This is a genomic window from Terrabacter sp. LjRoot27 (assembly GCF_964254175.1).
Classification (GTDB): domain Bacteria; phylum Actinomycetota; class Actinomycetes; order Actinomycetales; family Dermatophilaceae; genus Terrabacter.
This window is the reverse complement of sequence record NZ_CAXUSS020000001.1, coordinates 3,834,944-3,847,621: the sequence shown is the minus strand read 5'-3', so window position 1 is coordinate 3,847,621 and position 12,678 is coordinate 3,834,944. Positions and strand designations below refer to the sequence as shown.

General features: G+C 73.2%; 14 protein-coding genes. 8 read left to right on the top strand and 6 right to left on the bottom strand.

The genetic code is table 11. The features are described from left to right. Positions 1-127 precede the first annotated feature (127 nt). Complete coding sequence (locus ACSQ2D_RS17735) at positions 128-1,057, bottom strand: hypothetical protein (RefSeq protein WP_435987242.1); 930 nt, start codon at positions 1,055-1,057, stop codon at positions 128-130. A 53-nt stretch (positions 1,058-1,110) separates the two neighbouring features. On the opposite strand from ACSQ2D_RS17735, the gene ACSQ2D_RS17730 reads away from it, so the two are divergent. The 8 genes from ACSQ2D_RS17730 to ACSQ2D_RS17695 all read left to right on the top strand — a co-directional run bounded on the left by ACSQ2D_RS17730 (position 1,111) and on the right by ACSQ2D_RS17695 (position 7,706). Then, on the top strand, positions 1,111-2,010 hold the full coding sequence (locus ACSQ2D_RS17730; RefSeq protein ID WP_435987241.1) for a hypothetical protein: 900 nt from the start codon (positions 1,111-1,113) through the stop codon (positions 2,008-2,010). Positions 2,011-2,701: 691 nt separating this feature from the next. Further along, a complete protein-coding gene (locus ACSQ2D_RS17725; RefSeq protein ID WP_435987240.1) occupies positions 2,702-3,490 on the top strand; it encodes a hypothetical protein in 789 nt (262 codons plus the stop codon). A 17-nt stretch (positions 3,491-3,507) separates the two neighbouring features. Beyond that, positions 3,508-4,872, top strand: a complete 1,365-nt coding sequence (locus tag ACSQ2D_RS17720) for a TadA family conjugal transfer-associated ATPase (protein ID WP_435987239.1) — start codon at positions 3,508-3,510, stop codon at positions 4,870-4,872. After that, positions 4,869-5,903 carry a type II secretion system F family protein gene (locus tag ACSQ2D_RS17715; protein WP_435987238.1) on the top strand — a complete coding sequence of 345 codons (1,035 nt, stop codon included), beginning with the start codon at positions 4,869-4,871 and terminating at the stop codon, positions 5,901-5,903. Before ACSQ2D_RS17720 ends, ACSQ2D_RS17715 begins: the two co-directional genes overlap by 4 nt. Then, complete coding sequence (locus tag ACSQ2D_RS17710; RefSeq protein WP_435987237.1) at positions 5,900-6,571, top strand: type II secretion system F family protein; 672 nt, start codon at positions 5,900-5,902, stop codon at positions 6,569-6,571. The genes ACSQ2D_RS17715 and ACSQ2D_RS17710 overlap by 4 nt, the downstream gene beginning before the upstream one ends. 75 nt (positions 6,572-6,646) lie before the next feature. Continuing rightward, entirely contained in the window at positions 6,647-6,850 is a 204-nt protein-coding gene (locus ACSQ2D_RS17705) for a DUF4244 domain-containing protein (protein WP_435987236.1), read from the top strand. Positions 6,851-6,891: 41 nt separating this feature from the next. Next, positions 6,892-7,215 carry a TadE family type IV pilus minor pilin gene (locus tag ACSQ2D_RS17700; protein ID WP_435987235.1) on the top strand — a complete coding sequence of 108 codons (324 nt, stop codon included), beginning with the start codon at positions 6,892-6,894 and terminating at the stop codon, positions 7,213-7,215. Beyond that, the gene (locus tag ACSQ2D_RS17695) at positions 7,212-7,706 is read left to right on the top strand and encodes an Rv3654c family TadE-like protein (protein ID WP_435987234.1); all 495 of its coding nucleotides are present in this window, start codon (positions 7,212-7,214) and stop codon (positions 7,704-7,706) included. Before ACSQ2D_RS17700 ends, ACSQ2D_RS17695 begins: the two co-directional genes overlap by 4 nt. Positions 7,707-7,716: 10 nt before the next feature. Here the strand turns inward: ACSQ2D_RS17695 and ACSQ2D_RS17690 are convergent, their stop codons facing one another. The 5 genes from ACSQ2D_RS17690 to ACSQ2D_RS17670 form a co-directional block, all read right to left on the bottom strand. After that, complete coding sequence (locus tag ACSQ2D_RS17690) at positions 7,717-8,181, bottom strand: RrF2 family transcriptional regulator (RefSeq protein WP_435987233.1); 465 nt, start codon at positions 8,179-8,181, stop codon at positions 7,717-7,719. A 465-nt stretch (positions 8,182-8,646) separates the two neighbouring features. Then, complete coding sequence (locus ACSQ2D_RS17685; protein ID WP_435987232.1) at positions 8,647-9,657, bottom strand: sulfate/molybdate ABC transporter ATP-binding protein; 1,011 nt, start codon at positions 9,655-9,657, stop codon at positions 8,647-8,649. Next, positions 9,654-10,460 (bottom strand): sulfate ABC transporter permease subunit CysW, encoded by an 807-nt coding sequence (cysW, locus tag ACSQ2D_RS17680; RefSeq protein ID WP_435987231.1) that lies wholly within the window; start codon positions 10,458-10,460, stop codon positions 9,654-9,656. The genes ACSQ2D_RS17685 and cysW overlap by 4 nt, the downstream gene beginning before the upstream one ends. Further along, entirely contained in the window at positions 10,457-11,428 is a 972-nt protein-coding gene (gene cysT, locus ACSQ2D_RS17675; RefSeq protein WP_435987230.1) for a sulfate ABC transporter permease subunit CysT, read from the bottom strand. Before cysT ends, cysW begins: the two co-directional genes overlap by 4 nt. Next, a complete protein-coding gene (locus ACSQ2D_RS17670) occupies positions 11,425-12,462 on the bottom strand; it encodes a sulfate ABC transporter substrate-binding protein (RefSeq protein WP_435987229.1) in 1,038 nt (345 codons plus the stop codon). Before ACSQ2D_RS17670 ends, cysT begins: the two co-directional genes overlap by 4 nt. Positions 12,463-12,678: the final 216 nt, after the last annotated feature.

Here is a 12,678-nt window from a genome sequence, read left to right as displayed (position 1 = left end):
GACCTCGCCGCACGTCCTGGACATGCGAGGAGCCGCCCGTGGGCGGCTCCGGATCTCGGGTTGGTTCGACGGGCCGCCTCAGCTGGGCAGCCACCACGCGCGGGTCGGTGCGACGGTCGAACTCATGTCAGTGAGGATACGCGAGGAGCACGCGTTCGGCGATCAGGGTGACCCACGGACTCGGCACACCCACCCGTTCGTTGGGCACGTGGGTGAGGCCGGGGTAGGCGCGGTTGGGGGTCCAGCGGCCGTCGGCGCGACGGCGACCGCGGAGGATCGAGAGCGCCTCGTCCATGCGCTCGTCGCGCGGGATACTTGCGGCTGCAAGGGAATCCAGACCGCGCAGGATGTCGTAGTGCCAGCGGGACGGGTAGTGCAGCCCGGCGAACTCGGCACGGATGACCTCGCCGGTGCGTTCGCTCCGCAGGAGCCGGTGGCGCAGGAGGAACTCGGCGGCCGACGAGCGGGCCCGCTCCAGCTCGTCGGCGCGGTAGCGGGCACCCGACCGGAGGTAGCCGGTGATGCCCTCGATGACGCACACGGTGGTGTGGACCGACGAGTGCGTGACGCTGGCTCCGGGCCGGTTGTGCCGACAGTTGAAGCCGCCGTCCGCCACGACCTCCCGGAGCAAGAGGTCGACGACGCTGCGCAGCTGCTCCTCGGCGGCGCCGAACCAGCTCGCGTAGCCCAGCGCCATGCCGTTGATGCAGGCATCACTGGGCTTGGCGCGCGGGGACGGGCTGACGCCGCCGTCGTCGGCCTTGCAGCCGTCGAGGACGAGCCCCACCGTCTCCCGTGCGGCCGGCTCGAGCGGGGAGAGGCCGATCTGGCTGAGCTGGAGCAGCGTGTAGTGGCTCGACGTCCACTTCGGCTGGTAGAAGCCGCGGCCCCAGTGCCCGTCGGGACCCCGTGCCGCGAGCAGCGCAGCGCCGACCCCCTCCGTGGCGATGCGCGCCTGGAGGTCGGGGTCGTCGCGCCCGAGCAGGTCGCGCGTCGTGAGGTAGCCCACGGCGACGTCCCCGGCGAGCAGCCAGTCGACGACGGTGGAAGTGGCCACCGTCTCATCGTGACAGGCGGGGACGACCCATCGGCAGACCTAGGCTGACAGGCGTGCCAGACCCGACCCCGAGCCGCCCGAACCCGAGCCCGTCGTCACAGCAGACCGTGCTGCTCGACCAGCTCGCCGCGCTGACCGACCTGCCCGACGTGCGCGCCCGCGCCGACGCCGCCCGGGAGGCCTGCACGAGGCTCCGCTTCCACGAGGCCCTGCGCCGGCGCATCCCCGAGGCCTCGGCCGAGTCCCGGGTGCGGGGTGCCCAGGCGAGCGCGGCCCTCGACGGTGCCGAGCTGCCCGTCGACGTCGTGCGCGAGCTGATGAGCGGCGCCCGCGACTGGCCCGACGACCTCGACCCCGGGCTGCGCACGCTCAAGGGCGCCGTCTCGGCCACTGCCGAGAGCGAGCGCGTCGTCGCGCTCGTGCGCACCGCACCGCTCCAGGCGCTGGCCCGGCTCCACGTCGCAGCGGCCTCACCCGTCGTCAGCGGGGACGCGCTCGGCCGTCCGCGCATCGGCGACGAGGGGTGCACCGAGCTCGTCGACCTCGGTCCGGCCCCGGCGCCGACCGTCGTCGCCGCGCGCCTCGCCTCCCTCTCCGACGTCATCGTCGCCGCGGCCGGCAGCAACCGCGTCCCGGCCTCCGTGGTCGCCGCGCTCGTCCACGCCGAGATCGCCGCGATCCGCCCCTTCGTCCACGGCAACGGTCTCGTCGCCCGCGCCATGGAGCGCGCGCTCGTCCAGGCCCTCGGGCTCGACCCGACCGGGGTCGCCGTCCCCGAAGCCGGCCACGTCGCGAACGGTGGGCCGGCCTACCTCGGTGCGCTCACGGCATACGCCCAGGGTGGCGCCGCAGGCGTCGGTCTCTGGCTCGCGCAGGCGGGGGAGGCGATGGTCCGGGGCGCCGCGGAGGGGGAGCGGATCAGCGACGCGGTCCGGGCCGGACGGCTCACCTGAGCCTCGGCCGGACGCCCGTTCGCGACGATTCGTGCGGGATGTCCACCGGGGTGGACAGTTTCTTGTCGTCGCGAGGAGGTGGGGGGTGTCGCCACGCCGACGTCGTGGAGTAGAACGGAGTCAGGAACCACATCGCCGAGAGGCGTAGATCCGGATCCACGCAGAACAGATGTCTCGAGAAGAGGCCGAGTACCCACGCGAGAGCAGTTCCCTTGGAACAGTCCACCCCCGGGCGCACAACCGGGGCGACACTAACGAGAATGCACGCCTGGTAGCCCGGAGCTTCTCTGGAGGCCCTCCGACCGTTGGTCGGGGGGCCTCCGCCTTGTGTGGGAAGATCTGTCGGCGCCCTTGGAACTGAACGTTTCTGTCGTGTCGTGACAAATCCCGAGAAATCACCGCGTGTCGTGACTTCTCGGTTTGCAATCCGAAGGTCTAGCGTCCAGCATTGTTGGTGGTGCTCCCCTCAAGGGTCGAGCACCGACGCGATCTGGCCCCTCCCCCCCGGTGCCAGTCTCGTGAGGTGGCCTTCGTCTTCCCCCGGACGAAGGCCACCACTATTTTCCGGGCCTTGCGCTCGGGTGGGCGGCGTGCGGCCCGGTTGTCCACACCCCCTCGGGTGCGGGGCCGGCCATCCACCGGCTCGCGTATGCCGCTGGGCGGGCTCCTCCGCGTGCATGACGGTGGGCGCATGGGAAACGTCATCGCCTTCGTGCCGGCCTCGGGTGGGGTCGGGTCCTCGACCCTCGCGGCTGCCGTCGCCGTCCGCGCCGCCGCAGCCGGACGGTCGGTCGTGGTCGTCGACCTCGACCGCGTGTCGGGGTGCCTCGACGTCGTCTTCGGGCTCGAGCAGGAGCCGGGTTGGCGATGGCCGGAGCTGTCCGAGGTGGCCGGCGTCGTGGACGGGCTCGGGCTGGCCGACGAGCTCCCGGTCTCGTGCGGGGTGCCCGTGCTCTCGGGGAGCGGCGGCTCGGGATGGGTGTGGCCGACTGACGGGACGGATGACGGCTGGGCCCAGAGCGTCCCCGACGTCGTGGCCGGCCTGGCCGACGCGCACGACCTGACGGTCCTCGACCTGCCGCGCGACCCCTCCGTGCTCGCCGGGGTGGCACTGCTCGTCGACGCGGTCGTCGTCGTGTGCGGCACGCAGGTGCCGCAGCTGGCGGCCACCTCCGCGGTCGTGTCGGGCGTGCGGGGACTGCTGCGCCGTCTGCGTGACGCCGAGCGGGCATGGGAGGCCCAGCCGTTGCTGCCGATCGAGCCGTGGGTGGTGCTGCGGGGCGGCCGCATCGAGCCCGACCTCGAGGACCTCGTCATGGACGGGCTCGACGTGCCGCTCGTGGCGACCGTCGGTGACGACCGGCGCCTCGTCGCCGAGGTCGCGGAGGGGCTGCCGCCGGGCGCGCGGGGGCGTGGCGAGGTCGTGCGCGCCGCCGACGAGCTGCTGCTGAGGCTCACCGACCAGGCGGTCGCGGCATGAGCGCAGACGGTCGCGGCATGAGCGCGCAGCCACGGCCCGGCGGTTCGCTCACCCCGGCGGTGTGGCAGCGGGTCCGCGACGGCATCGGTCCCGACGGCGCCGCGGTCGCCGAGGTGGCGACCCAGGAGCGTGGCGCCCTCGGGGCCCAGCGCGTCGCCGAGACCAGTTCGGCGCTGGCCTCTCGGGTGCTCGGCGCCGGCCCGCTCGACCCGTGGCTCGCGGAGCCGGGCGTCACCGACATCGCCGTCAACGGCGACGGGCGCATCTGGGTCGACCGCGGCCACGGCATGGAGTGGGTGGGCGAGCGGCTCGACGCCGACGACGCGCGCAGCCTCGCCGTCCGCCTCGCCGGCATCGCGGGCCGCCGTCTCGACGAGGCGAGCCCCTGGGTCGACGGGCAGCTGCCGTCCGGGGCTCGCCTCCACGCGATGCTGCCGCCGCTCGTCGACGGCGGCCCGCACATCACGATCCGGGTGCCGCCCGGCGAGCCGGTGTCACTGGCCGAGCTTCGGGGGCGCGCGATGCTGCCCCCGGAGTGGGAGCCGGTGCTGCGAGCGCTCGTCGCGCAGCGGCTCGCGTTCGTCGTCTCGGGTGGCACGGGCGCGGGCAAGACCACCCTCCTTGCGGCGCTGCTCGGCTGCAGCGACCCGGTCGAGCGGCTGCTCGTCGTCGAGGACGTGCGCGAGCTGACGGTCGACCACCCGCACCTTGTCCGGCTCGAGGCCCGTCCGGCCAACGTCGAGGGCGCCGGTGAGGTGACCCTGACGACGCTCGTGCGGCAGGCGCTGCGCATGCGCCCCGACCGGATCGTCGTGGGCGAGGTCCGTGGGGCCGAGGTCAGGGAGCTGCTGGCCGCCCTCAACACCGGCCACGAGGGTGGCTGCGGCACGGTCCATGCCAACGCTCCTGCCGACGTCGTGGCCCGGTTCGAGGCGCTGGGGGCCTTGGCAGGCCTGTCCCCTGACGCCGTCCGGGCCCAGCTGGCGGCGGCCATCGACGTCGTCGTCCACGTGACCCGTGACCGGGGAGGACGGCGGGTCGCCTCGGTCGCGGCGCTCTTCCGGCGCGACGGCGACCCCTGCATCGTGCCCGCGCTCGAGTGGGACGGCCCCGGTCACGAGCCCCGACCCGGGCCGGCGTGGCCGGCGCTCGCGGGTCGGCTCGGGCTGGAGGCGCAGCTCGTCTCCACGGCCACGGCCACGGCCACGGCCACGGCCCCGATCGCGACCCAGATCCCGGCCCCGACGGCGACCCCGAGGTCCATCGCGACCTCGATCCCGGCCCCGACGGCGACCCCGATGCGATCCCCAGCTCCTGTCCTGCCGCCGGCCTCGGCCTCGGCCTTGACCCCGGCGCCGACTCCGATCGAGGAGGCGTCGTGAACGCCGGCGCGGTGGGGGCGCTCGCCGCGGTGCTGCTGGGTCTGGCCGTGCTCGTGTGGCCGCGCCGGGTGTCCCGCAGGACGATCGTGGTCGACCTCTGGTGCGGTGACGGGGCCGGGCGCGAGCCCGGTGCAGGACTGAGGGGTGGGGCTGCCGGTGGTCCAGGGGGCGGGATCGATGGTGGGCTCAGTGGTGGGATCCCCGGCGGACCGCGCGCCGGTCGCGGCCTGGCCGGTGACGGGTTCGCGACGGGTGGCGACGGCGCTGGACCGAGCGTGTGGCAGCAGGACCCGGTCGACCTCTACCAGAGGTGGCGACTGCGCCGACGGCCGGGAGCGCTCGTCGACGACGTCCTCGACCTGCTGCGCGGCATCGGTCCGGCGCTCGGCGCCGGCCTGACGCCGAGCCGTGCCATCGAGCTCGCGGCCACCTCGACGCTCGGTGCGGAGCGGGTCCGTCTGGCCCGACAGGGCCGAGCCGGACAGGACCGACGGGCTGGCGGGCGCGCGAGCCGGCGCTCGGCCGCGACCTCGTCACCTCGGCGTCCGTGGACGTCCGGAGGGACCGCGGGCGGCGCGGGCCGTGCCTCCACCGGGGCCGACATCGACCGGCTCGTCGGCGGCCTGCTCGACGCGAGCGACCGGGCCGAGCCGACCTCGCCGGTCTGGGGCGAGTGGGCCGCGCGCAGCGCCTCGCCGGAGCTGGCGCTCGTCGCTGCTGCCTGGCGCCTGTCCGAGACCACCGGCGCTCCACTCGCCTCCGCGGTCGAGCGTGCGGTCCGAGGGCTCCTCGACGCGCGAGCCCGTCGGGGCAGGGTCGCCGTCGCCGTGGCAGGTCCACGCGCCACCGTCACCGTCCTGACCCTCCTCCCACTGACGGGTCCGCTCTTCGGGCTGGCCTGCGGCATCGACCCGGCGACGCTCTACCTCGGGTCGCCGATCGCGACGGCCTCCGTCGTCGTCGGACTCCTCCTCGTCTGGACCGGGAGGGTCTGGTGCTCCCGGATGGTCCGGGCGGCGGTGCGACCGTGACACCCGACGCCATCGCCGACGCGCTCCGGGACGCGCCGCTTCTGGGTCTGGTGGCGGCCGGACTGTCCGCCTCTGCCGTCCTCGTCCTGTCCGGCGGTCCCGGCGCCAGGTCCGGTGGCGCCACGGATGACACAGTCGCCCACCAGGCCGTCGGCTCGACCCGTGACGCAGGCTCGGACGGCGACTCGCGTCGCCCTCCTCACGACGGCGGCGCCGCTGACGACGGGCGGCGTGCGACCGAGGCCGAGGTGTCCTCGGCCCTCGCCCTGCTGGCCCTGGCCTACCGGTCGGGCCTGCCGACGTGGGACGTGCTCGAGGCGGTGGCCACCGGGTTGACCGGACGTCCGTCCTCGGACCTGCGACAGGTGGCAGCCGCCCTGAGGTGGGGAGCCACGGAGGCCGACGCCTGGGCCTCGGTGGGACCCACGTGGGCACCGGCCGCGCGCGCGGTCGCCATCGCGCAGCAGGCGGGAGTGCCGCCCGGCGCGATGCTGCGTGCCGCCTCGGACGACCTGCACGCGGCCGAGCTCGAGCGGCTCGAGGTCTCGGCGGCCAAGGTCGGCGTCCGCCTCGTCGCGCCACTCGGTCTCGTGCTGCTTCCGGCCTTCTGTCTGACCACCGTGGCACCGCTCGTCATCGCCCTCGCAGGTGACCTGCTCGCCGCCTGACGGGCCACCGATCATCCCTCGGTCACGAGGGCACAGCGTCCCGGGCATCCGGTCCGGGCGAGGAGAGGAGAACCCATGACCCATCAGCTCATCCGACGACTCACGCGTCACCGCAGGACGTCCGGACCTCGCGACCGGGGGATGACGACCGCGGAGTACGCCGTCGGCATCATGGCGGCCTGCACGTTCGCCCTCGTGCTGCTCGGCGTCGTCAAGTCCGACGCCGTGCGCGGCGCCCTGGCCGGCATCGTCCAGAGCGCGTTGGGGATCGCGGGGTGAGGTCGCGACGCGCTCGGCCCGCACCGGGTCGGGAGCGCGGGATGGTGACGGCGGAGCTCGCCGTCGCCATCCCGTCGGTCGTGCTCGTCCTCGGCTTCTGCCTCGTCGCGGTCAACGCCGCCGTCGACCAGATCCGGTGCGTCGACGCGGCTCGTGTCGCCGCCCGGGCCGCGGCCCGTGGTGACGACGCGGCCCGCGTCACTGCCCTCGCGGCCGAGTCGGCCCCGGCGGGCGCTCGTGTGCAGGTCTTCGGAGTCGGTGGGGGAGTCCGGGTCGTCGTCTCGGCCCGAACGGGTGGCTGGGGCGTGCTGCCCGGCTGGGAGCTCAGCGCCTCCGCCGTCACTCCCGTCGAGTCGCCGTCGTGACGACCCCTGCCCTCCGACCGGCCTCCCCGTCACACCGACGGCGGCAACGTCACCGACAGCCACGGCGCTACACACGCCCACAGCTGCACCGGCCGCCAGCACCACGGCGCCGACCGCGACATCGAGAGTGTCAACCGCGGCCGACGAGGCCGGAGGGCGAGCGGGGCGCGGCGAGCATCCTGGCCCTGTCGGTCGTGGCCGTCGTGCTGGTCCTCACGATGGGCGGCCTCGTGGTGGCGTCCGTGGTCGTGGCCAGCCACCGCGCGCGCGTCGCCGCCGACCTCGGCTCCCTGGCCGCCGCTTCGGCGATGCAGGACGGCGCGAGCCCAGCTCAGGCCTGCGCTGTGGCGCAACGGGTCGTTCGCGCGAACGGCGCTGCGACACAGTCGTGTTCGTCGAGGGGAGCAGACGTCGAACTGCGCGTGACGGTCCGTGCCCGGCTGTGGCCCGACCCTGCGACGGCTCGCTCCCGTGCCGGTCCCCAGCGCTGACGACCGGACGTCAGCGGTTCTGCCAGGCGTCCGGGGCGGTGAGCAGCTGTCGCACCCGGTCGGGCAGGTCGCCGGTGCGGAGGTCCTCGAGGGAGGTGTCGTCGAGCACCTCGCGCAGGCTGGCGCGGACGGCCACCCACAGGCTCGGCAGGTGGGTGGCGACGCCGTGGTACTCCGTCTCGTGCGGTCGCAGCCCGCGCACCTCGGCGAGCGGACCGTCCACGGCGCGGAAGATGTCGCCGACGCTGATCTCGGTGCGCGGCCGCCCCAGCACGTAGCCGCCGCGGGCGCCGCGACGGCTCAGCACGAGGTTGCCGCGGCGCAGGTCGGCGAAGATCGCCTCGAGGAACTTGCGCGGCAGCTCCTGCCGGGTCGAGAGGCTGTCGATGCTGATCGGGCCCGAGCCCTCCGCGTCCGACTCGGCGAGGATGAGCATCGCGCGGACCGCGTAGTCGACTCGTGCCGAGATGTCCACCCGTGCAGTCTGCCGCACCCGCGGTGACCCATGCGCCTATCAGCGCTCCTGACCAGGCCGTACCGAGGCGACCACTCGACGGTCAAGACCCCTCGAGTGGTCGTTTATGCGCGGACGTCCGGGTGTACCGGAGTGACCACTCGAGGGGGTGGGGTGGTCGAGTGGTCGTTTCCGCGCGGACGTCCGGGTGTACCGAAGTGACCACTCGAGGGGGTGGGGTGGTCGTGTGGTCGTTTCTGCGCGGAGATCCCCTGTACCGGAGTGACCACTCGAGGGGGTGGGGTGGGTGGGGGTGTGACTGAGGCGGCGAGGTGTCGTCCCCTCGCCGCCTCAGTTCACTCGGTGACCCGAGCTGCCCGCCCGCGTCGCGCGGCGACGAGAGGGGCTTCACGGCATACGTTATGCCGTCGTCCGTGTCGGGGCGAGACCTGTCCCACCTTGGCCTTCGCAGCTGGACGCTGCGCCTCAGATCGCGAGCGCGGGGTCGTGCTCGACGATGCTCGACCGACCCACGGCACGCGCGTGGATCGTCTCGCCCTCGCGCAGCTGCAGCTGCGCCGCGTCACGCCGCGTGATCTGCGCGGCGAAGCGCTCTCCGGAGTCGGCGCGCAGGTCGACCCGCACCTCGAAGCCGAGGGGCACGACGCGCTCGACGACGGCGTCGATGACACCGGGGGAGTCGGCGACCTTGGCGTCGAGGGCCAGGGCCGTCGCGCGGTCGCGCTCGAGGGCGATGTCGTGCGGTCGCACGAGCTGCCCGCCGAGGTGCGCGACCGACCCGAGGAAGCCCATGACGAAGTCGTTGGCGGGGCGCTCGTAGAGCGTGACGGGGTCGCCGACCTGCTCGATGCGTCCCTTGTTGAGCACGGCGATGCGGTCGGCGACGTCGAGCGCCTCCTCCTGGTCGTGCGTCACGAGCACCGTCGTCACGTGCACCTCGTCGTGCAGCCGACGCAGCCACTGGCGCAGGTCGGTGCGCACCTTGGCGTCGAGGGCCCCGAACGGCTCGTCGAGCAGCAGCACCTGCGGGTCGACGGCGAGGGCCCGGGCGAGCGCCATCCGCTGGCGCTGCCCACCGGAGAGCTGCGCGGGGTAGCGGTGCTGGAAGCCGTCGAGCCCGACGATCTCGAGCAGCTCGTCGACCTTCTTGGCCGTCTCGGCCTTGGGGCGCTTGCGGATCGTCAGGCCGAAGGCGACGTTGTCGCGGACCGTCATGTGCTTGAAGGCGGCGTAGTGCTGGAAGACGAAGCCGATGCCGCGTCGCTGCGGCGGCTCGTCCGTGACGTCGCGGCCCTCGATCGTCACGGTGCCCGAGTCGAGCTCCTCGAGGCCGGCGATCGCGCGCAGCAGCGTCGACTTGCCGGAACCGCTCGGCCCGAGCAGGGCGGTCAGCGAGCCACTCGGGATGTCGAGGCTCACGTCGTCGAGGGCGGTGAACGACCCGTAGTCCTTCCGGGCGCTGGTCACGGTGATCATCGGTCGCTCCTCTTGCGGTCGAGCACGGTCATGAGCAGCAGCACGAGCAGCGCGATGCCCATGAGGAGGGTGGCGGCGGCATACGCGCCGTAGGTGTTGTGGTCGTCGATGTAGCGGGAGTGCACGAGGAGCGTCAGCGTCTGGGAGACGCCGGGGAAGCCGGAGCTCACCATGATCACGGCGCCGAACTCGCCGAGGGCCCGTGCGACCGTCAGCACGACGCCGTAGGTCAGGCCCCAGCGGATGGCCGGCAGCGTGATGCGCCAGAACGTCTGCCACCCGTTGGCCCCGAGCGTCGAGGCGGCCTGCTCCTGCTCCTGGCCGATCTCGTGGAGCACCGGCTCGACCTCGCGCACGACGAAGGGCAAGGTCACGAAGATCGTCGCGAGCACCATGCCCGGGATCCCGAAGATGACCTGGAAGCCGGACCGGTCGAGCGCACCGAACCACCCGTTGACGCCCCACAGCATGATGAGGGAGACGCCGACGACGATCGGCGAGACGGCGAACGGCAGGTCGACGACGGCCTGGAGCAGCCCGCGTCCGCGGAAGCGACCGCGCACGAGGGCGAGCGCGGTCGCGACCCCGAAGACGACGTTGACCGGCACCGTGATGGCCACGATGAGCAGCGACAGGTTGAGTGCCGACTTCGCGGCGGGCGTCGAGATGGAGGCGATGAACACCGACAGCCCCGGCTCGAACGTGCGCCAGAGGATGACGCCGATCGGCACGGCGAGCAGGACGAAGAGGTAGCCGAGCGCGACGACGCGCAGCGACAGGCGGGTGCGCCGGGAGACCCTCATGCGTCACGCTCCTCGCGTCGCTGGCTGCGGCTCGACACGACGCGCAGCAGCAGCAGCGTGACGAACGCGATGGCGAGCAGCGCGACCGAGACCGCGGCCGCGTTGAGCGGGCGGTCGATCTCGATCTGCTGCTGGATGTACTGCGAGGCCACCTGGGTCTCGCGGGGGATGTTGCCGCCGATGAGCACGACCGAGCCGTACTCGCCGATGGCGCGCGCGAAGGCGAGCCCGGTCCCGCTGAGGATCGCCGGCGCCAGGGTCGGCAGCACGACGCGGCGGAAGGTCGTCCAGGTCGTGGCGCCGAGCGAGGCCGCGGCCTCCTCGACGTCGCGGTCGGCCTCGATGAGCACGGGCTGCACCGACCGCACGACGAACGGCAGGGTGACGAAGAGGAGCGCGACGACGAGCCCCCAGCGCGTCGCGTTGAGCTCGACCCCGATGGGGCTGCTGGGCCCGTAGAGCGAGAGCAGCACGATGCTCGCGACGATCGTCGGCAGCGCGAACGGCAGGTCGATGAAGGCGTTGACGAACCGCTTGCCGCGGAACTCGTCGCGCACCAGCACCCACGCGACGAGCGTCCCGAGCACGGCGTTGACGAGGGCCACGACGGCCGAGACGAGCACGGTCACCCAGAGGGACGCGAGCGCGGCGGGCGCGGTCACGGCCTCCCAGAACCCGGCCAGGCCCTCGTCGAAGGCCGCGACCGTCAGTGCCGCGAGCGGCAGCAGGACGATGACGCTGAGCCACAGCGTGACGATGCCGATGCCGAGCGGCCGGCGGAGCCCGCGCAGGCCCTTGCCGTGGTGCGTGCGTCGCGGGCCGCCACCGGGCGGCGCGACTGCGGGTGCGGCGTCGCCGCCCCGAGGGCGTATGCCGTCCGGTGCGGGCGCGTCCGGACGTGGCGGCAGGGGCGCCGCCTCCGTCTCCGGATGCGGGCCCCTGCGCTGCTGGTCGGTGTCAGACGTCACTGCGTCGCCTGGTCGTAGATCTTGGCGATGTCACCGACGTCCTTCTTGAAGAGCGTGCTGTCGACCGTCTTCCAGCCACCGAGGTCGGCGATGGTCCAGAGCTTCGCGGGTGCCGGGAACGTCGAGGCGTACTCCCGGGCGACGGTCGTGTCGACGGGGCGGAACCCGGCCTGGGCGAGCAGCTTCTGCGCCGCCGGCGTGTAGAGGTAGTCGTTGAACGCCGTGGCCGTGGCGAGGTTCCTGCTGCCCTTGAGCACGGCGGCGGGGTTCTCGATCTTGAACGTCTTGGGCGGCGTCACGTGCTCGACGGGGTCGCCGTTCTTCTCGACGAAGAGGGCCTCGTTCTCGTAGCTGAGGAGCACGTCGCCGCTGCCCTGGAGGAAGGTCTCGGTGGCCTCGCGGCCCGACTTCGGCTGGACCTTGACGTGGTCCTTGACGAGGGCCGAGACGTAGGCGAGGCCGGCGGCCTTGTCGGCGCCGCCGTTGCTCTTGGCGGCGTAGGGGGCGAGGAGGTTCCACTTGGCCGAGCCCGACGAGAACGGGTTGGGCGTGACGACCTCGATGCCGGGCTTGAGCAGGTCGTCCCAGTCCTTGATGCCCTTGGGGTTGCCCTTGCGCACGACGATCGTCACCACGGAGCCGAACGGGATTCCCTTGTGTTCGTCGGCATTCCAGTTCGAGTCGACGAGGCCGGCGTCGACGAGACGGGTGATGTCGGGCTCCACCGAGAAGTTGACGAAGTCGGCCTGGGCGCCGGCGGCGACCTTGCGGCTCTGGTCGCCCGAGGCACCGTAGCTCTGCTGGAACTGCACGCCCTGGCCGGCCTTCGTCTTCTGGAAGGCGGGGATGACGACGTCGAAGCCCACCTTGGGCACGGCGTACGCGTAGAGGTTGATGGTGCTCGTCGCGGCGTCGCCCGCGGCGTCGGTGCCCGGGACTCCGGCGGTGTCGCTGGACCCGCCACCGGCACATGCGGTCAGGCCGAGGGTCGCGGTGACGGCGATGGCCGTGAGGGCGATCGAGGGGCGGCGCATGTCGGCCTCCTGAGGGGTGCGGTCCGGATGGGGGTCGCGTCGCGGGCTGCGGCGCGCCGGGTCGGTCGACAGCCGACGAGTGGCTGCTTTCCTATCCGTTGCATGGGAGTTTCGAATAGCGATGCGTTACCGGTCAAATAACGCAGCATTATGTCTCAGAGTGTGGTCGGACCGCCGAGGGCGAGGGCGGTCGGCCGCCCGGAAGGGCGGGACCGC